We start from the raw sequence: 25648 nt of genomic DNA, 5'->3' as shown, positions 1-25648 counted from the left end.
GAAGCTAGAACTCGACGCCGGCCTGCGCCTTGATGCCGGAGCGGAAGGGATGCTTGACCAGCGTCATCTCGGTGACGAGGTCGGCGATCTCGATCAGCTCGTCCTTGGCGTTGCGACCGGTGAGCACGACATGCGTCATCGCAGGCTTTTGCGTCGTCAGGAATTCGACGACTTCGGCGATGTCGAGATAGTCGTAGCGCAGCGCGATGTTGATCTCGTCGAGCACGACCATGCGCAGCCGCTCGTCGAGGATCAGCTCCTTGGCCTTCTCCCAGCCGGCGCGCGCTGCAGCGATGTCGCGGGCACGGTCCTGCGTCTCCCAGGTGAAGCCTTCGCCCATCGCGTGGAACTGACAGAGTTCGCCGAAATGGCCGGTGAGCAGGCGCCGTTCGCCCGTATCCCAGGCACCCTTGATGAATTGCACCACCGCACAAGGGAAGCCATGCGCGACGCAGCGGACGATCATGCCGAAGGCCGAGGAGGATTTTCCCTTGCCCGCGCCGGTGTGGACGATGATCAGGCCTTTTTCACCGCTCTTGGTCGCCATGATCTTGTCGCGAGCGGCCTTCTTCTTCGCCATTTTGGCGGCGTGGCGGGCGTCGGTTTCCTCGGTCGTGTGGGTTTCCGGTTCAGGCGTCATCGGTCCCGGTCCTTCGGCTTGACAAGTGGCGGCCACCGGCAAATGGTGGCCTAGCGTTGGTTCCTGTCCTATGACAGGCGAAGAGGGAATGCGATAGGGTCCGAATCCGCAAAGATTTGGGTCCAAAATGCAGCCGCCCCCGCGACCGTGACCGGAGAGATGCCCGAAGCCACTGAGTCCCGAAAGGGAATCGGGAAGGCGGGGATCGAAGGGCCAAAACCCTGCTCCGCAAGCCGGGAGACCTGCCAGCGCGGACGAGTTTTGGACCGGCGGACGGGGTGTTCCGCGACGGGGAAGCGGGCCTTTCTGGAGAATGGTCCGTGCGCCTCATCGCCTCCCGCTGTTATCTGGAAGAGGCGATGACCGTCACACTTCATGTCTGTATCACTTGCCGCGCCGGCCAGACGCTTGGCGAGGGCGAGACGACGCCCGGCAAGCGCCTGCATGGCGCGATTCTCGAGGCCGGCGTGCCCGAGGGCGTCAGCGTGGTTCCCGTCGAATGCCTGTCGGCGTGCAGCCAGGGCTGCTCGGTCGCGCTCAGCGCGCCCGGCCGCTGGTCCTATGTCTATGGCCGCCTGTCCGATGCGAATGCGCAGGACGTGGTCGCAGGTGCTGCGGCCTACGCGGCGGCGCCCGACGGCATCGTGCCATGGCGCAGCCGTCCCGAAATCTTCCGCAAGCAGTCGCTTGCCCGTATTCCCCCTGTTACCGTCGTGCCGGAGGCCGCTGAATGAACTCGCTCGCAAAAGTCCCGGTTACGGTCGTCACGGGTTTCCTGGGCTCCGGCAAGACGACGCTGATCCAGCATCTGCTCAGCAACGCCGGCGGCAAGAAGCTCGCGGTGCTCGTCAACGAATTCGGCAGCGAGGGCGTCGACGGCGAGATCCTGAAGTCCTGCGCCGATGCGAACTGCCCGGAGGAGAACATCGTCGAGCTCGCCAATGGCTGCATCTGCTGCACCGTCGCCGACGATTTCATTCCGACCATGGAGCAGTTGCTGGCGCGGCCGGTGCGGCCCGATCACATCCTGATCGAGACCTCGGGCCTGGCGCTGCCGAAGCCGCTGCTGAAGGCGTTCGACTGGCCGGAGATCCGCTCGCGCATCACGGTCGACGGCGTGATCGCGCTGGCCGATGCCGAGGCTGTCGCCGCCGGCCGCTTCGCGCCGGATCCGGCTGCGGTGGAAGCGCAGCGCGCTGCGGACGACAATCTCGATCACGAGACGCCGCTGTCGGAAGTGTTCGAGGACCAGATCGCCTGTGCCGATATCGTGCTGCTGACCAAGGCCGATCTTGCGGGCGCTGCCGGAATCGAAGCCGCAAAGGCGGCGATCACCGCCGAGATGCCGCGCCGTGTGCCGATGCTGCCCGTTACCGACGGCGCGATCGACGCGCGCGTCATCCTCGGCCTCGGCGCTGCGGCCGAGAATGATCTCGCCGCGCGGCCCTCCCATCACGACGGCGAGGAGGAGCACGAGCACGATGATTTCGCCTCCGTCGTGATCGACCTTCCGGAGGTCGCCGACATCGATGCGCTGGTCACATCGGTCCAGAAACTGGCGCGCGAGCAGAACGTGCTGCGGGCCAAGGGCTACATCGCGGTCGCGGGCAAGCCGATGCGCCTGTTGTTGCAGGCGGTCGGCGAGCGCGTGCGCCATCAGTTCGACAAGCCATGGGGCGCGGGTCACAGGCAGTCGAAGCTCGTCGTGATCGGCGAGCATGGCGATATCGACGAGGCCGCCATCAAGGCAGGACTTGGTCTTTCAGGATCTGGCATCTGATGCACGTCGTCTTCCGCGAGAGCCGCGGTCTCGAGGAGACCGCGACGCCAAGAGACATCGGCCAGGACCCGGCCGATCTCGTGGTGCTCTCGTATTCGGATTCCGATTTGGCCGCGTTTGCGGCCGGCTGGCGCCGCGGTCGGGGCAGCCTGCCGTCGCTGCGGCTGGCCAATCTCGCGGAGCTGCGTCATCCGCTGTCGGTCGACACCTATATCGAACGGACGCTGTCGCAGGCGCGGGGCATATTGGTGCGCCTGATCGGCGGGGAGTCCTATTGGGCATACGGGCTCGCGGCGCTCCAGCAACTCGCGCAAGGGCGCAACATCGTGCTCGCCGTGCTGCCGGCCGACGGCCGCGACGACACGCGGCTGGATGCGTACTCGACCCTGCCGGTCTCGACGCTGCGGCGGCTCAAGGTGCTATGCGACACCGGCGGCCCGGTAGCCGCGCAAGCCGCGATCGCGCAGCTCGCGCTGGCCTCGGGCCTTTATGCCGGCCCGGTCATCGGCGAGATGACCGTGCCCGAGATGGGATTCTATGATCCCGCGCGCGGTGTCATTGCCGCGCCAGTTGGCGAGGGGAAGCCGCGCGCGCTTGTGACGTTCTATCGCTCCTATCTCACGGCCGCCGATACTGGACCGGTCGACGCCTTGATTGCCGCGCTGCGCGAGAAGGGATTTGACGCCTACGGTGTGTTCGTCACATCGCTGAAGGCGCCGGGCGTTGCCGACTGGCTGCGCGCGCATCTGGCGCAACATCCTGCGGCGGCGATCGTCAATGCGACGGCGTTCTCGGCCCTTGGCGATGACGGCACGACGCCGTTCGATGCCGCATTCTGTCCGGTGTTCCAGGTCGCGCTCTCGACGGCGCGGCGCGAAGATTGGGCGGAATCACTGCGTGGCCTGTCGCCCGGCGATCTCGCGATGCATGTCGTGCTGCCGGAGGTCGACGGCCGCCTGTTCGCAGGCGTGGTGAGTTTCAAATCGGCCGGTCAGCGCGATCCCGATCTGCAATTCGCGCATCTAGCGCACAGGCCCGACGAAGAGCGCGTCAACGCCGTTGCCATGCGCGTCGCGGCTTGGCGTCGCCTCGCGGAGAAGCCCGCCGGCGAGAAGCGGTTGGCAATCGTGCTCTCGAATTATCCGGGCCGTCCGCATCAGATCGCGCACGCCGTTGGTCTTGATGCGTTGGCGTCGGTCGAGGCTTTGATCTCCGATGTCGCTGAGGTCGGCTTCGACGTTGCGCCGGTTGATGCGCTCGGCGCAAAACTATTGAAGCAGAGCTTGACCTGGAGCGTCGCCGAATATCGCACGGGGCTGGCGCGCCTGCCGCAATCCTTGCAGGACGATCTCGTGCAGGCCTGGGGCGCACCGGAGAACGATCCGAGCTGCCGCGACGGCGCGTTCTACTTCGCTGCGATCCAATGCGGCCGGTCGATCATCGCAGTCCAGCCCGAGCGCGGCGATGCGGCCTCGCGCGATGCCGATTATCACGATCTCGCCCGCACGCCGCGCCACGCCTATGTCGCGTTCTATCTCTGGCTCCGGCAGCAAGGCTGCGATGCCGTCGTGCATATGGGCGCGCACGGCACGCTGGAATGGCTGCCCGGAAAATCCGTGGCGCTGTCGCAAGCGTGCTGGCCGGAAGCGCTGATCGGCGATCTCCCCGTCATCTATCCCTTCATCGTCAACGATCCCGGCGAGGCCGCGCAGGCCAAGCGGCGCATCGGCGCGGTCACGATCGGCCATCTGCCGCCGCCGCTTGAGACATCCGCGGTGCCGGAGGGCCTGCGCCGGCTCGAACGCCTGCTCGACGAATATTCGACCGCTGACGGTCTCGATCCCGCGCGCCGCCAGCGGCTGATCGCGGCGATCCGTGACGAGGCGCGGGCGGCGGGCCTCGAAGACGATCTCGGCCTCGATGCCTCGGCAGCACCAGCCGAAGCCATCCCGCGAATCGACCGCTTCGTCTGCGATCTCAAGGAGAGCCAGTTCGGCGACGGCCTGCACGTGTTCGGCCGCGGTGCCTGCGGCGAAGCGGAGCGCGATGCATTGCGTTCCGTGCTCGCCGGAAAACGCGTTGCCCCCGGGCCGTCGGGCTCCCCGTATCGCGGGCGTCAGGATGTGCTGCCGACAGGGCGCAACCTCTTCGCCGTCGACCCGCGTGCGGTGCCGACGCCGTCGGCGCATGCGCAGGGGATAAAACTCGCCGAAGAGCTGTTGCGCCGTCATCTGCAGAATCACGGCGACTGGCCGAAGGGCCTCGTGGTGGATCTCTGGGGCTCGGCGACGATGCGCACCGCAGGCGAAGAGTTCGCGATGGCGTTGCATCTGGCCGGCCTTGCGCCGCGCTGGGATCACGCTTCCGGCCGTGTCACCGGTTATGACATCATCGCGCCGGCCGAGCTCGGCCGCCCGCGCATCGATGTCACGCTGCGCGTATCCGGCCTGTTCCGCGATGTCTTCGCAGGGCTCGCGCAATTGTTCGAAGCCGCCGCCGAGGCGCTCGCCGCGCGCGAGGACGAGGGCGATGAGAATCCCTATCGCCAGCGTGCGTCCCGCGTGTTCGCGCCGCGGCCTGGACAATACGGCGTCGGGCTCTCGGCGATCCCGGATGCCTTCACGCCGGAGACGCGCGAGGCCGCAGGCGAAGCGTGGCTGTCGGCATCGTCCTGGGCGTTCTCTGCCGATGGCGCGATGCAGCCGGATCGCGCAGGTATCGAACAGCGTCTCGCGTCCGCCGACGCTTTTGTCCACGTCCAGGACTTGCCCGAAACCGATCTGCTGCTGGCCGCCGATTATGCCGCGCATGAGGCAGGCATCGCCGCGGCAGCCGCGAACCTCGGCGCAGGCGTGCCGTCGCTCTATCACCTCGATGCGACGCGGCCCGGCGAGCCGCATGCGCGCACGCTGACGGAAGAGATCTCGCGCGTCGTTCGGGCGCGCGCGGCCAATCCGGACTGGATCGCCGGCATGATGCGCCACGGTTTCCGCGGCGCCGCCGAGATCACCGCGACGCTGGAGCACATGGCTGCCTTCGCGCATCTCGCCGGCGCCGTGCCGCCGCATCTGTTCGACCTCTATTACGACGCGACACTCGGCAACGACGACGTCCGCGCCTTCATGGCGCGCGAAAATCCGTCCGCACTCGCCGCAATGGAAACCTGCTTCACGCGCCTGCACGAAGCCTCGCTCTGGCGAACGCGCCGCAATTCGATTGCGGCGGCGCTGCGGGAGGCGTCATGAGCACGGCCACGGTCAAGGGTTGGTGTCCGGGCGCGCTGCGCCCGATGCAATCGGGCGACGGGCTCGTGGTGCGCGTGCGCCCGTTCGGTGGGCGCCTTGAAGCGCCGCAAATCTCCGGGCTTGCGGAACTCGCCGAGCGCTTCGGCAATGGTCTGATCGACGTCACGAGCCGGGCCAATCTGCAGATCAGGGGCGTGAATGAGGACGGCCATCGGCCGTTGCTCGATGGTCTTGCGCGATTGGCACTGCTCGATCCCGACGCCGACATCGAAGCCAGGCGCAACATCCTGGTGACGCCATTCTGGAGCAACGGCGACGAAACGCAGTCGCTCGCCGCGGAGCTCGAGGAGGCGCTTGCCGATTCTGGCCTGGCGCTTCCCACCAAGTTCGGCTTCGCCATCGATGACGGGCGGTCGCGTGTTCTCGCTGGCGATTCCGCCGACATCCGCATCGAGCGCGACCGCTCGGGCGGTCTCCTGGTGCGGGCCGATGGCGCCAAGCTCGGTCGTTCCGTTGAACGCGGACAGGCCGTGAGCGCGGCGCTGGCGCTCGCAAGCTGGTTCGTCATCTCCGGCGGTGCAAACGGCGGGCGAGGGCGCATGGCAGCCCACATCGCATCCGGCGCCGAGTTGCCTCAATCCTTGCGCGGCGAGACCGAGCCTGCGCCGGTGATGGCCGCGGTGCGTCCCGGGCACTATCCGCAAGGCGCAATGGTCGGGGTGGCGTTCGGGCAGATGCTGCACGCGACGCTGCATCAATTCTCTGCTTGCGGCCATGCGCTGCGCATGACCCCCTGGCGGATGGTGCTGAGCGAGGGCAAGCGCGAGATGCCGAGCGCGGCGGGGCTCATCACCGAGCCGTTCGATCCGGCGCTGCGCGTCATCGCCTGCAGCGGCGCGCCGCGTTGCCGCGAAGCCCATGCCGATACGCGCGCGCTGGCCGCGGCGCTGGCGCCGCGCATCCCCGCCGACGCGCGGCTCCATGTCTCCGGCTGCGGCAAGGGCTGCGCCCATTCCGGCGCGGCTGCGGTTACCCTGATTGCGACGCGCGCCGGGTTCGATCTCGTCCGCGACGGCTCGACCCGCGACGCGCCGGTCCTGCGCGGGCTGAACGGCGCCGACATCGTCAGCGATCCCTCCATCCTGGTCGGAGGGAACTGATGCCGCACACCTACGAGACCGACGGCGCTGTGATCTACCGGCAATCCTTTGCCACCATCCGGGCCGAGGCCGATCTCGCGCGCTTCACGTCGGACGAGGAGCAGGTGGTGGTGCGGATGATCCATGCCGCCGGGATGGTTGGCCTCGAGGCGCATATCCGCTTCACCCCTGATATGGCGATTGCCGCGCGCGCGGCCTTGCAGAAGGGGGCGCCGATCCTGTGCGACGCGCGCATGGTGTCCGAAGGCATTACGCGGGCAAGACTGCCCGCGGCCAATGCCGTGATCTGCACGCTCGGCGATCCCGCCGTGCCCGCGCTGGCGCAGTCCATGCGCAACACGCGCTCGGCCGCGGCTCTGGAGCTGTGGCGGCCGCATCTTGATGGCGCGATCATCGCGATCGGCAATGCACCGACCGCGCTGTTTCATCTGCTCAACATGCTGGAGGATCGCGACTGCCCGCGGCCGGCTGCGATCATCGGCTGTCCGGTCGGCTTCGTCGGCGCGGCCGAATCCAAGGCCGCGCTGATGGCCGATCCGCCGGCACCGGCGCTCACCGTCGAAGGCCGCCTCGGCGGCTCCGCCATCACGGTTGCTGCCGTGAACGCGCTGGCAAGCCGGAGCGAATAGCCATGGGACGCATCATCTGCTGCGGTCTCGGCCCCGGCGATCCTGATCTGATGAGCGTGCGTGCCGATCGTACGGTGCGGGGCGCCAGCCACGTCGCCTATTTTCGCAAGAAGGGCAGGCCCGGTCAGGCGCGCCGCATCGTCGATGGCATGCTGGCTGCGGGCGTTACCGAATATCCCATGGAATATCCTGTTACGACGGAGATCGCTTTCGACAGCCCCGAATATGTCCAGCTGCTCGCCGGCTTCTACGACGAATGGGCCGAGCGCCTGGCGCGGCTTTCGCGCGCCGTCGACGTCGTCGTGCTCTGCGAGGGCGATCCCTACTTTTACGGATCGTTCATGCATCTGCACACGCGCCTGCAGGGCCGCGTCGAGATCGAGGTGATCGCCGGCATCCCCGGCATGGTCGGTTGCTGGAACGGCGTCGGCCGGCCGATCGCGCTCGGCGACGACGTGACGACGGTGCTGATGGGCACGCTGCCCGAGGCCGAGCTCGAACGCCGCATGCGCGATTCCGATGCACTGGTCGTCATGAAGACCGGCCGCAATCTCGCAAAAGTGCGCCGCGCGCTCAGCTCCGCCGGGCGGCTCGCCGATGCCTGGCTGGTTGAGCGTGGCACCATGCCAGGCGAGCGCGTGGTGCGGCTCGCCGAGATCGATGCGGCCGACTGTCCCTATTTCGCGATCGTGCTCGTGCACGGCAAGGGCCGGCATCTGGATGCCGCCGAATGACAGGCACACTGATCATCGCGGGCCTCGGGCCGGGCAGCGACGCGCTGGTGACGCCGGAAGTTTCCGCCGCGCTTGCGACGGCGACCGACATTCTGGGCTATGCGCCCTATGTCGCGCGCGTGCCGCCGCGGCCTGGGCTCACTCTGCATCCATCCGACAATCGCGAAGAGCTGCAACGCGCGAGCGAAGCCCTGCGGCTTGCCGCCGAAGGCGGTCAGGTCGTCGTCGTCTCTTCTGGCGATCCCGGCGTGTTCGCGATGGCATCCGCCGTGTTCGAGGCGCTCGAGCAGGCGCCGGAATTTCGTGAACTTTCGATCCGTGTGCTGCCCGGCGTCACCGCGATGCTGGCGGCCGCCGCGCGTGCCGGCGCGCCGCTCGGCCATGATTTCTGTGCGATCAACCTCTCCGACAATCTCAAGCCGTGGGCGGTGATCGAGAAGCGCCTGCGCCTCGCGGCGGAAGGCGATTTTGCCATCGCGATGTACAACCCGCGCTCGGCCAGCCGCCCGGAAGGATTCGGCCGTGCGCTGGCGCTGCTTCGCGAGGCCGGCTGCGGCGAGCGTCTCATGATCTTCGCGCGCGCGATCAGCGCGGCCGATGAAAAGATCGAGATCGTGACGCTGAACCAGGCGACGCCCGAGATGGCCGACATGCGCACGCTTGTCATCGTCGGCAATTCGCAGACGCGCCGCATCGGCCGCTGGGTCTATGCGCCGAGGCGCGCAGAATGACCGAGCCATTGCATCACGTCAGTGACACTCTCGACCCTTTGGCGCTCGGGCAGCTCTGGTCGCGAGATCATGATTACGGGAAGGCCGAGCATGCGCGCCGCGTCGATCTTGGCGCGCGCGCCGTCGCCGCCGGAATTGCGGGCGACGATCCAGGCGATGCCGCGCGTGTGCAGCATCTCCAACTCGCCGTCGAGGGTGAAGGGGCCACGCGATACGATCACATCGGCCGCGAAGGGCAGCGACGCTTCGGGCGGATCGACGAAACGCAGCGTGTAGGCATGTTGCGGCTTGGCCGCGAACGGCGCGATGTGCTGACGGCCGATGGCGAGGAACACGTTTGTCGGCACCTCGGGCAGGGCCGCAACGGCGGCGTTGACGTCGGCGACCTCGATCCAGTTGTCGCCGGACACCCTGGTCCAGGGCGCGCGCTCCAGCGCGATCAGCGGCGCATTGGTGTCCGCGCAGGCCTCGACCGCATGACGGCTCATTTCGGCAGCGAACGGATGCGTCGCGTCGATGACATGCGTGATGCCTTCGCGGCGGATGTAGTCGGCCAGCCCGCTCACGCCGCCAAACCCGCCGATGCGCGTCGGCAGCGGCTGATCGGCGGGCGCGCGGGTGCGGCCGCCATAGGAATAGACGGCATCGATGCCGGCGCGCGCGATCTCCGCGGCGAGCAGGCTCGCATCGGCCGTTCCGCCCAGAATGAGGGCGCGAATCATGTCTGATCCCTGGCTGACCATCATCGGTATCGGCGAAGATGGCCTTGCCGGGCTGTCGGAGGCAAGCCGAAAGGCGCTTGCCAAGGCCGAAACCGTGTTCGGCGGCGAGCGCCATCTTGCGCTTGCCGAAATTGGCAGCCGCGGTCGTCCATGGCCGGTGCCGTTCGATGCGGATGTCGTGCTGAGCTGTCGCGGCAGGCCGACGGTGGTGCTCGCCTCCGGCGATCCGTTCTGGCATGGCGCTGGCGCAAGCCTCGCCGAGAAGCTCGATAGCGGCGAATGGATCGCGCATCCCGCACCTTCGACCTTCTCGCTTGCGGCCGCGCAGCTGGGGTGGCGACTCGAATCCACCGTCTGCCTCGGGCTTCACGCCGCACCGTTCGAGCGTCTCGGCCCGCATCTGGCGCGAGGGGCGCGCATCATCTGTCTCGTGCGCGATGGGAAAGCGGCTGGCGATCTGGCTAGGTGGTTGAGCGAGCGCGGGTGGGGCGCCTCAGCCTTCTGGATGCTCGCCGCCCTCGGTGGCCCGCGCGAAAGCATCACAGAATATCGCGCCGATAGTCTTGCCGGTGATCTCGCCGGAAACCTGGTCACCGTCGCCGTCGAGGCGAAGGGCGGACAGGGGATGCCCCGCAGTTCGGGATTATCGGACGACCTCTTCGTCCATGACGGCCAGATCACCAAGCGGCCGGTGCGCGCGCTTGCGCTCTCGGCGCTGGCGCCGCGGGCCGGCGAGCGGCTGTGGGACATCGGCGCTGGTTCAGGCTCGATCTCCGTGGAGTGGGCGCTGGATGGTGGGACGGCGATTGCGGTCGAGGCGCGCGAGGATCGCGCCGCGAACATTCGCAAGAATGCGGCCGCCTTCGGTCTGGCACATCGGATCACAATCCTCACGGGCAGGGCACCGGAAGCTCTTGCCGGGTTGGAAGCGCCGGATGCCGTCTTCATTGGCGGTGGTCTCGACGAAGTGTTATTTGATGCGATCTGGCCGCGGTTCTCGCCGGGTGCGCGGCTCGTGGCGCATGCTGTGACGCTGGAGACGGAAGCTCTGCTCGGCGAGCTGCATCGGCGTCACGGCGGCGAACTGATGCGGGCCGAAATTTCTCATGCCGCCCCGCTCGGCCGCTATCGGTCGTGGGAGGCAGCACGCCCCGTGGTGCAGTGGAGTGTGGTGCGATGAAGGTCGCCGGACTCGGCTTCAAGCGCGATGTGACGCTGGCTTCGCTGCGTGAAGCGCTGCTCGCTGCGGGCGGTGCGGAAGGGCTTGCGGCGATGGCAACCGTCAGCGATAAGGCCGACATCGAGGCGCTGAAGCAACTCGCACGTGAATGCGGCGTGCCGATCAGGGCCGTTCCGGCCGCGACACTGGCCGGCATCGACACGCCCACGCAATCGAAGCTCGTCGCGGAGAAATTCGGCACCGGATCTGTAGCCGAGGCTGCTGCGCTCGCGGTCGCCGGTCCGCGCGCGCGGTTGATTGCAGCACGGGTTGTCTCGCAGGATCGCACCGCGACCGCCGCGATTGCCGAAGGAGACGGCCCATGACGGTGCATTTCATCGGTGCCGGGCCGGGCGCACCCGATCTGCTGACGTTGCGCGGCCGCGATCTGATCGCGGCCAGTCCGGTTTGTCTCTATGCCGGCTCGCTGGTGCCGGAGGGCGTGCTGGCGCATTGCCCGCCCGGCGCACGTATCGTCAACACCGCGCCAATGTCGCTCGACGAGATCATCGCCGAGATCGCAGGCGCGCATGCGGCAGGCCTGGATGTCGCGCGGCTGCATTCCGGTGATCTCTCAATCTGGTCGGCGATGGGCGAGCAGCTCCGCCGTTTGCGTGCGCTCGGGATTCCCTACTCGGTGACGCCCGGCGTTCCCTCGTTCTCGGCTGCCGCGGCCGCGCTGGAGGCTGAGCTGACGCTGCCCGGTCTTGCTCAGACGGTCGTGCTGACGCGCACGCCGGGCCGTGCCAGCGCGATGCCCGAGGGCGAGAAGCTCGCCGCGTTCGCTGCGACCGGCGCGGTGCTCGCGATCCACCTGTCGATCCATCTGCTCGACCAGGTCGTCGCCGAGCTGACGCCGCATTACGGCGCGGATTGCCCGGTCGCGATCGTCTGGCGCGCGAGCTGGCCGGAGCAGCGCATCGTGCGCGCGACGCTTGCAACGCTCGGTGCGTTCGTGGGTGGCGAGATGGAGCGCACGGCGCTGATCCTGGTCGGCAAGACGCTTGGCGCTGCCGATTTTGACGAGAGCCGCCTCTATGCCGCCGACTACGACCGCCGCTACCGGCCGGTCGGTGCCGAGCCGCGCTTTCCGGAGGCGTCGTGATGCCGGCGAGCCTTGTCATCTCCGCGCCGGCCTCCGGCGTCGGCAAGACGACGCTGACGCTGGCGCTCGCCCGCGCCTGGCGCAAGCGCGGCTTGAACGTGCAGTGCTTCAAGAGCGGCCCCGACTATATCGATCCCGCCTTCCACGCCGCGGCCACGGAACGCGCCTCGGTCAACGTCGACAGCTGGGCGATGGATCGCAGCACCATCGCGCATCTCGTCAGCCGTGGCGGCGATGCAGATGTCGTGCTCGCCGAGGGATCGATGGGCCTGTTCGACGGTGTCGCTGCGCGCGGTGTCTCCGGCACGGGAGCGACCGCTGATATCGCGGAGATGCTGGGTTGGCCGGTGGTTCTGGTGATCGATCCCTCCGGCCAGGCGCAGACTGCGGCAGCGATCGCCGGCGGCCTTCGCGATTACCGCGCCGGCGTGCGCCTTGCGGGCGTCGTGCTCAATCGCGTCGCCAGCCCGCGCCATGAGGATCTGGTGCGGCGCGCGCTGAACGAGGCCGGTATCAAAGTGTTCGGCGCGCTGCCGCGCCATGCCGAGATCAGCCTGCCGAAGCGGCATCTCGGTCTCGTGCAGGCCGAGGAGCAGGCCGAGATCGGCAAGCTGATCGACGAGGCCGCGCGCTTTGTCGCCGAGCACGTCGATCTCGATGCGGTGCTCCACTCGGCAGGCCAATGGTCGCCGCAAACTGTGGCGAACGGCTTGAACGTGAGGCCGCCCGGCCAGCGCATCGCGCTGGCGCGCGATGCGGCGTTCTCGTTCGTCTATCCGCATATGCTGGAAGCCTGGCGCGCGGCGGGCGCCGAGATCGTGCCGTTCTCGCCGCTGGCCGATGAAGCGCCCGATGCGAGCGCCAACGTGTGTTGGCTGCCCGGCGGCTATCCCGAGCTTCATGCAGGAAAGATCGCGGCCAATGCGCGCTTTCGCAGCGGCCTGCGCGCTTTCGCCGAGACGCGGCCGGTGCATGGCGAATGCGGAGGCTATATGGTGCTGGGCGCAGGCCTGACCGACGCCGACGGTATCAGCCATGAGATGGCGGGGCTGCTTGGCCTCGAGACCAGCTTTGCCAAGCGCCGCATGCATCTCGGCTATCGTCTTGCTGAACTGGCTGCGCCGATGCCGGGGCATCAGCCTGGCGCGCGCCTGCGCGGCCACGAGTTCCACTATTCGACCATCCTCGCCCAGCCTGATACGCCGCTCGCGGTCGTGCACGATGCCACCGGCGCGGTCATTGCCGAAACCGGCTCGCGCCGTGGCCATGCCACCGGCACGTTCTTCCATCTGATCGCGGAGGACCGGTGAGCGGTTTTGTCTCTTTCGTTTCCGCCGGTCCGGGCGATCCCGAGCTCCTCACGGTGAAGGGCGCCACGCGGCTGCGCGAGGCCGACGTCGTGCTTTATGACGATCTTGCCTCCGGCGCGATCCTCGATCTCGCCCGGCCCGGCGCCAATCTCGTCGCGGTGGGAAAGCGGGCCGGGCGTCCTTCGACCAAGCAGCACCACGTCAACCGTCTCCTGGTCGACTATGCCGCAACCGGTGCGCGCGTGGTGCGGCTCAAGTCCGGCGATGCCGGCATTTTCGGCCGGCTCGAGGAGGAGATCGAGACGCTGCGCGAAGCCGGCATCGGCTACGAGATCGTTCCCGGCGTCACCTCCGCCTGTGTCGCCGCCGCCCAGGCCGGCATTCCCCTGACCCGCCGGCATACCTCCCGCCGGGTGCAGTTCATCACCGGCGCTGACGTCACCGGCGAGCTGCCGCCCAATCTGAATTGGGCGGCACTGGCCGACCCCGAGGCCACGACCGTGGTCTATATGGGCCGGCGCACCTTTCCGGCGCTTGCCGCAAAATTGATCGCGCACGGCCTTGCGCCCAGCACCCCGGCGCTGTTCGCCGAATCTCTCGGGCGACCTGACGAGCGGCTGGTCCGCACCACGATTGCCGAGCTCGCCGAGCAGCTTGGGCGCGGCGGCGCCGCTTCCACTGCGGCCGTCATCCTGTTCGGCGCGCTGGCGGGAGAATATCCGGCATGACGGCTCCGGCAGCGGTTCGCCCCTTGACGCCCGCGATGCGAAAGGGGCACACAAGAGCGGCATGGTGCTCGACGCGGCGCAAAGCGCCGGAGCATAATCGGGAATGGGGATGGGCGGACCCAGTTGCGGCGCCCTAAACCCCAGCCGCCCCCGCGACTGTAAGCGGTGAGGGGCTCCGAACCGCCACTGGACCGCAAGGTCCGGGAAGGCCGGAGAACCCAGTGAACCGCGAGCCAGGAGACCGGCCGTGCACGTTTTGAGGCCAAGGCCGTCGGGTGTGACGGCGGAAAGGAATTGAGCCATGCATATCGAACCCGGGATCGTGACGGGCGCCAAGCTCGTGTTGAGTTACGCAACCGGCATCGCCGCAGGCGGCGTTGCCTTGAAGCTCGCGGTCGAGACCGTGCGCGAGCAGGGCGCCGGCTCGTTCGCGGCGCGGACACTGGCCACCACCGCTCTCGTCTTCGTCTTCTTCGAGATCCTGCCGCACTTCCCGGTTGGGGTATCAGAGGTGCACTTCATCCTCGGCTCGACCTTGTTCCTGCTCTTTGGTGCTGCGCCCGCCGCCTTCGGCCTTGCATTTGGCCTGCTGCTTCAGGGCATGCTGCTGGAGCCAGTCGATCTGCCGCAATACGGCATGAACGTCACCACGCTTCTGGTGCCGCTGTTCGCGATCCAGGCGATCGCCAAGCGGATCATTGCCCGCAACACCGCCTATGTCGATTTGAAGTACGGTCAGGCGCTGGCGCTGTCGACGACTTATCAGGCCGGCGTGATCGCCTGGGTGGCGTTCTGGGCGCTCTATGGCTCCGGCTTCGCGATGAGCAACCTCGCCAGCGTCGGGACGTTCGCTGCCGCTTATGCGCTGGTGATCGTGATCGAACCGCTCGCCGATCTCGCGGTGCTGGCGCTGGCGAAGTCGCTGCGCGGCGTCACCGCGCCCGGCCTCGTCACCCCGCGCCTGCACAACGCGGCGTAAGAGATCAGCGATGGGCGACCGGTGTGGCCGCCCATCGCGCTCGCGATGCTAACGCTCTCCCTGATCGGCATCGGTTGCGGCGATCCCGCGCAGCTCACGCGCGCCGCCGTTGACGCCATCAACGCCGCCGATCTCATCCTGATCCCGCGCAAGGGGACTGCGAAATCCGATCTCGCCGATCTCAGGCGAACGATCTGCGCCGGTGTGCTCACCAACAAAACGACGCGCATCGCCGAATTCGATCTTCCCGTGCGCGATGCGACCGAGGCGGACTACCGCAAGGGCGTCGACGATTGGCACGATGCGGTGGCCGCGATTTGGTCGCAGACGATCGCTGGGCATCTCGAAGATGAGGGCAAGGTCGCGCTGCTGATCTGGGGCGATCCTTCGCTCTATGATTCTTCGCTGCGCATTGCGCGGCGGCTCGACCCATTGCCGACAATCGAAGTCGTGCCTGGGATCACTTCGATCCAGGCGCTGTGCGCGGCGCATGCGCTGCCGCTCAACGACATCGGCGAGCCGTTCCTGGTCACGACGGGGCGGCGCTTGCGCGAAGGCGGCTGGCCGCAGGGCGTCGATACCGTCGTCGTGATGCTCGATGGCGGCACGGCGTTCCAGTCGCTGGATCCGGCCGGGCTTCACATCTGGTGGGGGGCCTATCTCGGCATGCCCGATCAGATCATCATGTCCGGCGCGCTGGCCGAGGTCGGCCCGCGCATCGTCGCGTTGCGGCAAGAGGCGCGCGAGCGGCACGGCTGGATCATGGACAGCTACATCATCAAACGCAGGCGTTGAGCAGCATGCTTCCCGAATGGGTTTATCAGAACTGCCCCGAGGTCTCCGCTGTTCATCGCGAGGCGGCCATTGCGCGGCAGGCGCAACTGACTAAGCCGACCGGCGCGCTCGGCCGGCTCGAGCAGCTCGCAATCGAGCTTGCGGGCCTGCAGGCCACCGAGCAACCGCGCGCCGCGCGGGTGCCGATCATCATCTTCGCCGGCGACCACGGCATCGTCGCGCAGGGCGTGTCGGCCTATCCGCAAGCCGTCACCATCGCGATGATGGCGAATTTTGCCTCGGGAGGCGCGGCGATCTCGGTGCTGGCGCGCGAGCTGGGTTCGAGCCTCGAGGTGGTCGACGCCGGCACGCTGGCCGAGGCGCAGATGGCGGGAATCGTCACCGACAAGCCGCGCAGCGGCACGCGCGACTTCAGTGTCGAGGCCGCGCTCACGCCGGCGGAATTGGCTTTCGCCTTCGAGGCCGGCCAGCGCGCGGTGGCGCGCGCCGAGGCTGGCCGGCCTGATCTGTTGATCTTCGGTGAGATGGGGATCGGCAATACCACGACGTCGGCGGCGATTGCTGCGGGCCTGCTTGCTGTGAGCGCCGAGGAGATCGCGGGCAGCGGCACCGGCGTCGATGTGGCCGGCCGCGCGCACAAGGCGCGGGTGATCGATGCGGCCATCGCGCGCCACGGCGTTGCCGGAGCCTCGGTCGAGAAGATCCTGTGCGCGGTCGGTGGCCTCGAAATCGCGGCGATCTCGGGCGCGATCATCGCGGCCGCGCAAGCCCGCATTCCCGTGTTGATCGACGGCTTCATCGTCTCGGTGGCGGCGCTGGCGGCGGCGCGCCTCAACCCGTCGTGCCAGCCGATCCTGTTGCCCTCGCACCAATCGGCGGAGCAGGGACATCGGCTGGTGTTGCGCGCGCTGAACGTGCAGCCGCTGATCAGCCTCGATCTCAGGCTCGGCGAGGGATCGGGTGCCGCGATCGCGCTGCCGCTGGTCCGCTCGGCCTGCGCACTTCATAACGGCATGGCGACGTTCGCGCAGGCCAACGTACCGGATCGGCCTAGCTGACCCGCTGATTGACGTAGACGACGCGCCAGCCGCCTGCGAGCCGGTCGATCCGGGTCAGCGACAGCGGATCGATCACGAAGCGCAGTGCGGCTTCCGGTGTGAGATCGAGCGCGATGCAGAGCGCAGCGCGGATGGTGCCGGAATGGACGACCAGTGCCGCGGAGCCTCCGCCAATCTGCGACAGGCCGAGGCGAACGCGCGCGACCTGATCCGCAAAGCTTTCGCCATTCGGCGGCCGTCCGTGCGCGGGATCGCGCCAGACCTGCGCGTAGGCCTCGCCGCCGGTCGCGGCGAGCTCGTCATGCCGATGGCCGGTCCAACCGCCGAAATCCTGCTCGCCGAATTCGCTGACCAACTCCGGTTCGAGTCCCAACGCGCGTGCCGTCTCAACCGTGCGCCGCGACGGGCTGGCATAGCCGGCGACATCCGCGGGCAAGCGCCGCCTCAGGGCCGTCAATGCGGCGTGATCGCCGAGGTCGGCCTGCGCATCGACTGCATGGATCGTCCCGGCCACGCCCGCGACGGCCGCATGCCTGATCAACCAAAGGAAGGTCTCGCCTTCCATGCTCATCTCCAGGGAAGTTGGCGAATGTGGCCACAACGCCGCAACTGGCACATTGACTCTGTCTTGATGGTAATCCTAGATGCTTGCGACGGTTTTCCCGAGAGGGAATGAAAAGGGAATGCGGTGCGGGGAAAATTGTCCCTAATGCCGCGGCTGCCCCCGCAACTGTAAGCGGTGAATCCTTCGTCACGAGCCACTGGGTCCTCGGTCCCGGGAAGGCGACGAAGCGGTCACGACCCGCGAGCCAGGAGACCTGCCGTCAGCCGTGGTCACACGCGAAGATGTCGGTCGGGGAGTACAGACATTCGGCTTCATCGGACGGCTGCAAGGCCAAGGGTGAGACCTCGTTCGCTGTGACGTGCCACTGACGTCATACCGAGGTTTAGACCTGTGTCTTCCATCCGTATCGCACGACCGCGCCGCGTCCTGCTGGTTTCCGCCGCGTTCACGTCCTTTGCCGTTCTCGGTCTGCCTGCCGCTCTGGCGCAGCAGGCCCGAGAGTCGCTGCCACCCGTCGAGGTGTCGCCTGCCCAGGCCCGCAAGCCGGCCAAACCGGCAGCAGGAACGGCGCAGAGCGCGCGCCGCGCGGCAGCGCGCAGGCCGGCGGCTGTATCCGCAGCGCCAAGACCCGTCACGCCGGATTCGACGCCGCAAACGCCGCTCAACACCAATGCCGTTGCCGAAAGCGCCTCGCGGCTCGGCCTGACGGTGCGGCAGACGCCCGCGACGGTCGAGGTGATCTCGGCCGAAACCATGCGCGAGCAGGGCCATCGCACCGTGTCCGAGGTGGCGCAGGGCGCCGCCGGCGTCACCTCGGGCGACAACCCGGCCGAACCTTCGGCCTTCTCGATGCGCGGCTTCACCAACAGCCAGATCAACACGCTCTACAACGGCATCAAGATCGGTCCGCAGAACATGACCTCGCGGATCGTGGATACCGCCAATCTGGAAGCGGTGGAATTCCTCAAGGGCCCGGCTTCGCTGATTTCGGGCGAGGGCGCCGCGGGCGGCGCGATCAACTTCGTCACTAAGCAGCCGCACACCGGAGCTGTCAGCAACGAGGCCGATTTCTCCTGGGACTCGCTGAACTCGTTCCGTGCCCATTACGGCTCCGGCGGCAGCACCAATGTGCAAGGCCTGGACTATCGCTTCGACATCAGCCGTTCCGCCCTCAACGGCTTTGCCGATGACACCAATGTCAAGACGTTCGGCACGTCCGGCCAGCTCAACTACCGTGTTTCCGACAGCCTCAGGATCTGGGGTGCGGTCGAATATCGCGAAGACCGCTCGAAGGCCTATTGGGGCGCGCCGCTGGTGCCGGTGGCCTTCAGCGGTTCGCATGCGACGACGGGGATCGTCTCCGGCAATTACGTCTCGAATTACAACGGAACCAATCTCGGTGCCGTCACCATCGACGACCGCACCTTCAACACCAATTACAACGTTCTCGATAACCGCAACGTGGCGCAGGAAGTGTGGCTGCGTGGCGGCTTCGAGCTGAAGCTCGCGCCTGACCTCACGCTGAAAAGTCAGGCCTATGGCTATGGCGCGGAACGGACCTGGTTCAATAACGAGATCGAGGCGTTCAATTCCACCACGAACCTGGTCGATCGCGAGCGTTTCTATGTCGCCCACAGTCAGCGACTGGTCGGCAACATCACCGACCTGATCTGGGATACAAATATTGCGGGCTTCGACAATCGGCTCGTGACGACGCTGTCGTCGAGCTATCTCGATTTCGTCAGGCCCGGTGCGGCAAACTTTCCCGGCGATTCCGTTTCGCTGGTCGACCCCAACCGCGGTTTCTACGGCTTGCTCACGACACAGCAGCAGACCGCGCGCATCGACAACGAGGCGCTGTCATTCGAGGACCGGCTCAAGCTGACGCGCAGCTTCGCGCTGATCGGCGGCCTTCGTGTCGAGCACATCGGGCTCGACCGCAACTCGACCGACAAGAACGGTGTGGAGAAGGTGGGCTTCCCATTCAGGAAAGACTGGGCGCCGGTGACGGGCCGCATCGGCTACACCTGGGAGGCCGTTCCCGGCCTGACCTTCTTCAGCCAATACGCCACCGGCGCCGACGTCGCAGCCAACAACATCTTCCTGCTCTCGCCCACCCAGCCGCTCGATCTGACCACCGCGCGCACCTATGAGACCGGTGTCAAGCACCTGTTCTGGGACAATCGGGCGGAGTGGTCGTTCTCGGCCTATGACATCCTGCGCAAGAACGTCTATGCGGCCGCCGGCGGCATGCAACTCAACATCGCCGGACGACAGGAGTCGAAAGGCGTCGAGCTTGCCGCCTCGATACGCCCGATCGAGCCGCTGCGGCTGTGGGGCAACATCGCCTATGTCGATGCGCGCTATGCCGACTACAATTTTGCCGGCGGCTCGTTCTCCGGCAACACGCCGCCAAACGTGCCGCGTATCGTCGCCAATGCCGGCGCGTCGTATCGCTTCTTCACACCATGGCCGGTGGAGCTTGGCATCACCGGCCGTCATGTCGGCGACCGCTACAACACCGACGCCAACGTCGTGACGATGAAGGCTTACACCGTGGCCGACGTCTACGCCTTCGTCGACATCCCCAAGACGGCGTTCAATGCGGTCGACCAGGCCCGCCTGACCTTCCGTGTCCGCAACATCACTGATAAGCGCTATGCGATCTGGGGCGATCCGTTCTATCCGGACCAGATCCTCCTGGGCGCGCCGCGCACCTACGAGATCTCGGCCGCGTTCAAATGGTGAGGCCCTGAGCGCATGATGGGCGCGATCGTCCTCACGCATCGCTGGCTCGGCATCGCGTTCTGCCTGCTGTTCGCGATGTGGTTCGCGACGGGAATCGTGATGCACTTCGTCCCGTTTCCGTCGCTGACGGAAGCGGAGCGATTTGCCGGACTTGTGCCGGTCGATCGCGACGGGACGAAGATCTCGGTCGCGGACGCCGTTGCGGCGAGCGGGATTGCCGATGCCACGCGTGTTCGGCTGATCCAGCGGAGCGATGGACCGGTCTACGTCGTCTCGGGCTCCACAGGTTCGCGAGCGGTTCGCGCCTCCGATGGAGGAGACGCGTCGGTGACATCAGCCGATGTCGCGCTCACCATCGTGCAAGCTTATTCACGTCAGCGCGAGCTCGACGCGCCGCGCGCCGCGATCGTCGCGCAGTCGGACTACGATCAGTGGAGCGTGCCGAACGGTTTTGATCGGCATCGCCCCTTGTCTCGCGCCGCTCTCGGCGATGCCCCTGGAACGGAGGTCTACGTTTCGTCGCTGACCGGCGAAGTCGTCCTGGATACGACGCGCAGCGAGCGCGCGTGGAACTGGGCCGGCAGCGTGCTGCACTGGATCTATCCGACAATTCTGCGCAGCAGCTGGGCGCTGTGGGATGGCGTGGTCTGGACGCTGTCGCTGCTGGCCCTAATCGCGGCATTGCTTGGTGCGGTGCTCGGAATCGTGCGTGTGAAGATACGGGGACGCCAGCTCTCGTCGCCCTATCGTGGCTGGCACGCCCTGCATCACATCATCGGTCTCGTCGCGACCGTGTTTGTGCTGACCTGGATCTTCAGCGGCTGGCTGTCGATGGATCACGGCCGCCTGTTCTCGCGCGGGCAACTGACTCCGACAGAGGCCGGCGTGGTCGATGCCGCCCCGGATTGGCGAGACGCGTCGTCGCTCGATCCGCAGCCAATATCGCCGTTGGCCCGCGAGGTCGAATGGTTCGCCTTCAACGGCCATGTCTATCGGCGCGACCGGGTTGGTCTCGGCCGTCAGGCGTTGATCAGGGCAGGGGACGCGCCGCGCGATGGACCGGCGCCATACCTGGATAGGCAGGAGATCGGCGACCTGACGGCGCGCCTTGGCACCGGCTGTGCCGCACCGTTCCTGCTCGCCGGCAACGACGACTATCCGGCGCAATCCGCACTTCCGGGGGCCCCCGTCTACCGGACGACCTGCGGCGATCGCTGGTTCGATGTCGATGCTGCCGATGGCAAGCTGCTGCAAAGACTGGACCCGTCGAGCCGCGCCTATCGCTGGCTTTACAGTGCGCTGCACACGCTTGATTTCCCGATTCTGCTGGCTCATGCGCGGCTGCGTGACGCTCTCATTGTCGGGCTCTGTACGCTCGGGCTGATGTTCTCCATCACCGGCATCGTCATCGGTTGGCGGCGCTTGCGGGCATGGCTGGCGAGCGCATAGCCAGTCGCGAAATCTCCGTACCCGGCGCGACCCGTTCGGCGCGCCGGGTTATCCACCAGCGGCCGGTGATGTCCTCGCTTACCGACCGTACAATAAAGAGAGGCTGAGCCGACCTGCGTGCATAGCTCTTGGTCAGTGCTGTCTCCCGCACCGCCGACCGATCGCCTGCAAATTAGACAAACGGCCTTGTGCGATCCGATTGCAGTGCAACGGGCGCTTCTATTTGCCTCGAAGAATCCAAGGGTGCGCTGCACATTTTGACTTCGCGGCCTTCTGCTCTCTGCGCGAGCAGCGCTGCACGGAAACGTGCAGCCGATGCTGCGCCGCGCAAGGCCGGTGGCTTGCTAGCGCTTTGGTTTGCGACAACTCTGACCCTATCCCGCGGCCATCGCTCTGTCGCACGCTCGCACGTGATGGCATGACAGGGAATGATGATGAACGTCACGCGTAGCTGATTGTGCAGATGAGCGATCCCGGCAATCATTGGGAGGTCGGCACCGATATCGGTGGCACCTTCACCGACATCATCGCGATCCGGCGCGATTCCGCGGAAGCGCGGATTGCGAAGGTGCCGTCGCGCCCCGACGCACCGGTGCAAGCGATGCTGGAGGCGATCGAGGCGGTCGGCCTGCGCAAGAGCGAGGTGAAGCGCTTCGTCCACGGCACCACGCGCGTGACCAACGCGATCGTCGAGAACCGGCTGCCGAAGGTGGCGCTGGTCGCGACCGAAGGCTTTGCCGACGTGCTCGAGATCGCGCGCTATCGCCGCCGAGACCTCTACCGGCTCGACATTCCGCCGAAATCGCCGCCTCTGGTGCCGCCTGAACGCTGCTTTGGGCTCGCCGAGCGCCTCGATCATGAGGGGCGGGTGCTGAAGGCGCTCGAGGAAGCGGAGGTCGAACGCCTGGTGGCGTGGCTGAAGGGGACCGGCGTGCAGAGCGTCGCGGTTGCCCTGCTTCACGCCTATGCCAATCCGGTGCATGAAAAGATGCTGGGCGAGCGGCTCAGGGGCGTCGTCGCCCACGTCTCGCTCTCGCACGAGGTGAATCCCGAGGCGCGCGAATATGAGCGAACCTCGGCAACCGTGTTCAACGCGGCCGCGATGCCGATCGCGGTGGAATATCTCAGCGAGCTGGAGCAGCGGCTGCCGATCGGGCCCGGCCTGCAGGTGTTTCACTCCGCCGGCGCCATGGTGCCGATTTCGGCGGTGAAGCAGCGTCCGCTGGTGATGGCGATGTCGGGCCCGGCGGCCGGCGTCTCGGCGTCGGTCAGCATTGCGCGCCAGCTCGGCTGCGCGCGGATGCTGACCTTCGACATGGGCGGCACCACGACGGATGTGTGCCTGATCGTCGACGGCCAGGCCGAGATGACCGACGGCCGCATGCTCGGCGACAAGCCGCTGCGCCAGCCGATGCTCGCGGTGCACTCGATCGGTGCCGGCGGTGGATCGATCGTGCGCAACGGTCCCGGCGGGCTGACGGTCGGGCCGGAGAGCGCCGGCTCCGAGCCGGGCCCGGCCTGCTATGGCCGTGGCGGCACGGAGCCGACCATCACCGATGCCAATGCGGTGCTCGGCTATCTCAATCCTGAGACCAAGCTTGGCGACCGCATCGGCATCGACATCGCGGCCGCAAAGCGCGTCATCGCGCCGATTGCCCGCGCGCTCGGGCTGAGCCTGACGGAGACGGCGCTCGGCATCATCAAGGTCGCGAACGCGACCATGGCCCGCGCGCTCCGCCGCGTCACGGTCGAGCGCGGCATCGACGGGCGCGATTGCACGCTGCTGGTCTTCGGCGGCGGCGGCCCGATGCATGCCGCAGGCCTTGCCGATCTCTACGGCATTGCGGAGGTGGTCGTGCCCAGTGCGTCGAGCGCATTCTCGGCGCTGGGCTGTCTCACCGCCGATTTCAGCTTCCTGCAGCAACAGACCCTTCGCGCTGCGCTTGACGGCATCGATCTCGCCCGCGTCTCGGGACGGATCGAGGCCCTGATTGCCGATGCCTCGGCTCCGCTTCTCGCCAACAATGTTGCGAAGGCCGAGATCCAGGTCGAGCTGGTGGCCTTGATGCGCTACGCGGCGCAGAATGACGCCATTCCGGTATCCTTCACGCTGCCGCTCGACGTTGCCAGGCTGAAGCAGGACTTCCTGACGCGGCATCATGAGCTGTTCGGCTATGCGACCGGCGAGCCCTGCGTCATCGAATCGGTGCGGGTGCAGGCGCGTCGCCCGTCAACGACAATTGTCAGCCGGCCGGCGACCGTGGCGAGGGCAGTGTCTATGACCACGCGCACCTGCTCGTTCGACGGCTTCCACGACATCGCAACCGCGATCGTCGACCGCGCCTCGCTCACGGAGACCATCATTGGTCCCGCCATCATCGAAGACGCCTGGTCGACCGTGGTGGTGCCGCCGGGCTGGCAGGCGAGGCCCGATACATCAGGCAATCTGTTCCTGACGCGGAGGGCGGCATGAAGCTCGATCCGTTCGTCGTCGAGGTCATCAGGCACGGGCTCTCCGCCGCGGCCGAGGAGATGAGCCTCGTCATGACGCGCTCGGCGCGCTCGCCGCTCTTGCGCGAGGCCGGCGACCTCTCCTCCGCGATCACCGACGGCCACGGCGGCCTGGTCGGGCAGGGCCGCGACATTCCGATTCATCTCGGCGCGATGGCCTACACCATCCCCGAACTCTTGAAGGTGATGCCGCGCGATGGCCTGAACGACGGCGACGTCGTCATCTACAATGTCGGCGCACTCGGCGGCAATCATCTCAACGACGTCAAGGTCGTGCGGCCCGTCTTCTTCGACGGCGAGATCATCGCCTTCGCGGTCAGCCTTGCGCATTGGCCCGACATCGGCGGCACCTGGCCCGGCAGCTATTTTGCCAAGGCCGTCGACACCTTTCAGGAGGCGATGCGGATTCCGCCGGTGCTTATCGCAACGGCAGCCGGCCTCAATACGCCGATCGTGCAGCTGCTCAAGGCCAATGTCCGCGATGCCGAATCCTGCGAGGGCGACCTTCTTGCCCAGATCGCGGCGACCAAGGCCGGCGAGAAGCGCATCGTCGAGCTCTGCCGCGAGCATGGCAAGGCGGTCTTCATGGCGGCGCAGTCGCGCCTGCACGACCTCTCCGAAATCGAGGTGCGGGAAGCGCTGCGCGATCTGCCGGATGGCATCTATGAGGGCGAGGATTATCTCGACGACGGCAGCGCGAACAACGCGCCGGCGCGCATCCATGTCAAGATCACCATCCGCGGCGACGAAGCGACCTTCGACCTTTCCGGAAGTTGCGACCGCGTCTCCAATTTCTGCAACACGACGCCGTTCATGGCGCGCTCGGCTGTCGCCTATGCCGCGCGCATCATGAGCGGACGCGACATGCAGCAGAATGCCGGCGCGCTGCGGCCGCTGACCATCATCACGCGCCCGGGCTCGATCCTCGAGCCCGGCTGGACCGCCTCCGTTGCCGCCGGCAATCACGAGACCTCCATGCGCATCGTCGATGCGATTTTCCGTGCCATGCAGGACACCATTCCCGAGCGCCTGTCCGCGGGCGGGGCAACCACCGCGGGTGTGCTGTTCTTCGCCGAGCCGCGGCCGAACGGGTCGTGGAAGATGCTCTATGAAGTCCATGGCGGTGGCGAAGGCGCGCGGCACGATCGGGCCGGCACGTCCGCGACCCGCGTGCATCTGTCCAACACCTCGAATACGCCGGTCGAGGTGATCGAGGCGAACTACGCGATCCGGCTCGAGCAGCAGGCCATCCGCCGGAATTCCGGCGGCGCGGGCGCGCATCGCGGCGGTGACGGCTCGGTCCGCACCTACCGCATCCTGGCGCCCTCGATGCACCTGACCACCTGCGTCGAACGCATGGTGATGGCGCCTTGGGGCATGCAGGGCGGCTCTCCCGGCAAGGCCTGCCGCATCTCGCTGGTCCGGCAGGGCGCCAACGTCGCCATCGACGGCAAGTCGAACCTGGTGTTGCAGCAAGGTGATCTCGTCACGATCGAGATGTGCGGTGGCGGTGGCTACGGCGCCGTTCCGGCGGAGTGAG

22 protein-coding genes and 3 riboswitches are annotated in these 25648 nt (G+C 67.1%); of the genes, 19 read left to right on the top strand and 3 right to left on the bottom strand.

Annotated features, from left to right (window positions below; genetic code table 11):
• Positions 1-4: 4 nt before the first annotated feature.
• Positions 5-640: a cob(I)yrinic acid a,c-diamide adenosyltransferase gene (gene cobO, locus GA0061099_RS30435; RefSeq protein WP_036023503.1), complete on the bottom strand. Its 636-nt coding sequence runs from the start codon at positions 638-640 to the stop codon at positions 5-7.
• 40 nt (positions 641-680) lie between these two features.
• A riboswitch (cobalamin riboswitch) is annotated at positions 681-904 on the top strand.
• A 95-nt stretch (positions 905-999) separates the two neighbouring features.
• Here cobO and GA0061099_RS30430 point away from each other — a divergent pair.
• Genes GA0061099_RS30430 through cobJ form a run of 7 tightly spaced genes read left to right on the top strand, consistent with a single transcriptional unit; the run spans position 1000 to position 8919 of the window.
• Positions 1000-1374, top strand: coding sequence for a DUF1636 family protein (locus GA0061099_RS30430; protein WP_036005458.1), 375 nt, complete (start codon positions 1000-1002; stop codon positions 1372-1374).
• Positions 1371-2420 carry a cobalamin biosynthesis protein CobW gene (cobW, locus tag GA0061099_RS30425; RefSeq protein WP_036023505.1) on the top strand — a complete coding sequence of 350 codons (1050 nt, stop codon included), beginning with the start codon at positions 1371-1373 and terminating at the stop codon, positions 2418-2420. Before GA0061099_RS30430 ends, cobW begins: the two co-directional genes overlap by 4 nt.
• Positions 2420-5665 (top strand): cobaltochelatase subunit CobN, encoded by a 3246-nt coding sequence (cobN, locus tag GA0061099_RS30420; RefSeq protein ID WP_036023518.1) that lies wholly within the window; start codon positions 2420-2422, stop codon positions 5663-5665. The genes cobW and cobN overlap by 1 nt, the downstream gene beginning before the upstream one ends.
• Positions 5662-6825, top strand: a complete 1164-nt coding sequence (gene cobG, locus GA0061099_RS30415; RefSeq protein ID WP_036023522.1) for a precorrin-3B synthase — start codon at positions 5662-5664, stop codon at positions 6823-6825. Before cobN ends, cobG begins: the two co-directional genes overlap by 4 nt.
• Positions 6825-7454: a precorrin-8X methylmutase gene (locus GA0061099_RS30410; protein WP_036005374.1), complete on the top strand. Its 630-nt coding sequence runs from the start codon at positions 6825-6827 to the stop codon at positions 7452-7454. Before cobG ends, GA0061099_RS30410 begins: the two co-directional genes overlap by 1 nt.
• Positions 7455-7456: 2 nt before the next feature.
• Complete coding sequence (locus GA0061099_RS30405) at positions 7457-8188, top strand: precorrin-2 C(20)-methyltransferase (RefSeq protein WP_036023524.1); 732 nt, start codon at positions 7457-7459, stop codon at positions 8186-8188.
• Entirely contained in the window at positions 8185-8919 is a 735-nt protein-coding gene (cobJ, locus tag GA0061099_RS30400) for a precorrin-3B C(17)-methyltransferase (RefSeq protein ID WP_036023527.1), read from the top strand. The genes GA0061099_RS30405 and cobJ overlap by 4 nt, the downstream gene beginning before the upstream one ends.
• On the opposite strand, the gene GA0061099_RS30395 is transcribed toward cobJ, so the two are convergent.
• Positions 8895-9641 carry a cobalt-precorrin-6A reductase gene (locus GA0061099_RS30395; protein ID WP_074448201.1) on the bottom strand — a complete coding sequence of 249 codons (747 nt, stop codon included), beginning with the start codon at positions 9639-9641 and terminating at the stop codon, positions 8895-8897. The genes cobJ and GA0061099_RS30395 overlap by 25 nt on opposite strands.
• On the opposite strand from GA0061099_RS30395, the gene GA0061099_RS30390 reads away from it, so the two are divergent.
• The 8 genes from GA0061099_RS30390 to cobT all read left to right on the top strand — a co-directional run bounded on the left by GA0061099_RS30390 (position 9640) and on the right by cobT (position 16835).
• Positions 9640-10821 (top strand): bifunctional cobalt-precorrin-7 (C(5))-methyltransferase/cobalt-precorrin-6B (C(15))-methyltransferase, encoded by a 1182-nt coding sequence (locus GA0061099_RS30390; RefSeq protein ID WP_036023532.1) that lies wholly within the window; start codon positions 9640-9642, stop codon positions 10819-10821. The two genes, GA0061099_RS30395 and GA0061099_RS30390, sit on opposite strands and share 2 nt — an antisense overlap.
• On the top strand, positions 10818-11186 hold the full coding sequence (locus GA0061099_RS30385) for a cobalamin biosynthesis protein (protein ID WP_036023534.1): 369 nt from the start codon (positions 10818-10820) through the stop codon (positions 11184-11186). Before GA0061099_RS30390 ends, GA0061099_RS30385 begins: the two co-directional genes overlap by 4 nt.
• On the top strand, positions 11183-11965 hold the full coding sequence (gene cobM / locus GA0061099_RS30380) for a precorrin-4 C(11)-methyltransferase (protein WP_036023536.1): 783 nt from the start codon (positions 11183-11185) through the stop codon (positions 11963-11965). The genes GA0061099_RS30385 and cobM overlap by 4 nt, the downstream gene beginning before the upstream one ends.
• Entirely contained in the window at positions 11965-13275 is a 1311-nt protein-coding gene (locus tag GA0061099_RS30375) for a cobyrinic acid a,c-diamide synthase CobB (RefSeq protein ID WP_036023538.1), read from the top strand. The genes cobM and GA0061099_RS30375 overlap by 1 nt, the downstream gene beginning before the upstream one ends.
• Complete coding sequence (cobA, locus tag GA0061099_RS30370) at positions 13272-14003, top strand: uroporphyrinogen-III C-methyltransferase (protein ID WP_036023539.1); 732 nt, start codon at positions 13272-13274, stop codon at positions 14001-14003. The genes GA0061099_RS30375 and cobA overlap by 4 nt, the downstream gene beginning before the upstream one ends.
• A gap of 45 nt (positions 14004-14048) precedes the next feature.
• Positions 14049-14267, top strand: a riboswitch (cobalamin riboswitch).
• Between the two features lie 37 nt (positions 14268-14304).
• Entirely contained in the window at positions 14305-14982 is a 678-nt protein-coding gene (locus GA0061099_RS30365) for an energy-coupling factor ABC transporter permease (protein ID WP_036023541.1), read from the top strand.
• 45 nt (positions 14983-15027) lie between these two features.
• On the top strand, positions 15028-15777 hold the full coding sequence (gene cobF / locus GA0061099_RS30360) for a precorrin-6A synthase (deacetylating) (protein WP_036023548.1): 750 nt from the start codon (positions 15028-15030) through the stop codon (positions 15775-15777).
• Between the two features lie 5 nt (positions 15778-15782).
• Positions 15783-16835 carry a nicotinate-nucleotide--dimethylbenzimidazole phosphoribosyltransferase gene (gene cobT, locus GA0061099_RS30355; RefSeq protein WP_074448200.1) on the top strand — a complete coding sequence of 351 codons (1053 nt, stop codon included), beginning with the start codon at positions 15783-15785 and terminating at the stop codon, positions 16833-16835.
• Here the strand turns inward: cobT and GA0061099_RS30350 are convergent.
• Positions 16828-17400 carry a histidine phosphatase family protein gene (locus GA0061099_RS30350; RefSeq protein ID WP_036023549.1) on the bottom strand — a complete coding sequence of 191 codons (573 nt, stop codon included), beginning with the start codon at positions 17398-17400 and terminating at the stop codon, positions 16828-16830. The genes cobT and GA0061099_RS30350 overlap by 8 nt on opposite strands.
• Before the next feature lie 72 nt (positions 17401-17472).
• Positions 17473-17675: riboswitch (cobalamin riboswitch) on the top strand.
• Positions 17676-17790: 115 nt separating this feature from the next.
• Here GA0061099_RS30350 and GA0061099_RS41455 point away from each other — a divergent pair.
• From GA0061099_RS41455 to GA0061099_RS30330, 4 genes are all read left to right on the top strand, one after another.
• Positions 17791-20148 carry a TonB-dependent receptor gene (locus GA0061099_RS41455; protein WP_036023545.1) on the top strand — a complete coding sequence of 786 codons (2358 nt, stop codon included), beginning with the start codon at positions 17791-17793 and terminating at the stop codon, positions 20146-20148.
• Positions 20149-20160: 12 nt separating this feature from the next.
• Positions 20161-21597: a PepSY domain-containing protein gene (locus tag GA0061099_RS30340; RefSeq protein ID WP_036023546.1), complete on the top strand. Its 1437-nt coding sequence runs from the start codon at positions 20161-20163 to the stop codon at positions 21595-21597.
• A 463-nt stretch (positions 21598-22060) separates the two neighbouring features.
• Positions 22061-24070 carry a hydantoinase/oxoprolinase family protein gene (locus GA0061099_RS30335; protein ID WP_074448199.1) on the top strand — a complete coding sequence of 670 codons (2010 nt, stop codon included), beginning with the start codon at positions 22061-22063 and terminating at the stop codon, positions 24068-24070.
• Entirely contained in the window at positions 24067-25647 is a 1581-nt protein-coding gene (locus tag GA0061099_RS30330; RefSeq protein ID WP_036023554.1) for a hydantoinase B/oxoprolinase family protein, read from the top strand. Before GA0061099_RS30335 ends, GA0061099_RS30330 begins: the two co-directional genes overlap by 4 nt.
• The last annotated feature ends 1 nt before the right edge of the window (position 25648 follow it).

It is taken from the genome of Bradyrhizobium yuanmingense (assembly GCF_900094575.1).
GTDB classification, from domain to species: domain Bacteria; phylum Pseudomonadota; class Alphaproteobacteria; order Rhizobiales; family Xanthobacteraceae; genus Bradyrhizobium; species Bradyrhizobium yuanmingense.
The sequence above is the reverse complement of the archived record's forward strand: the minus strand, read 5'-3'. Positions and strand labels throughout refer to the sequence as shown.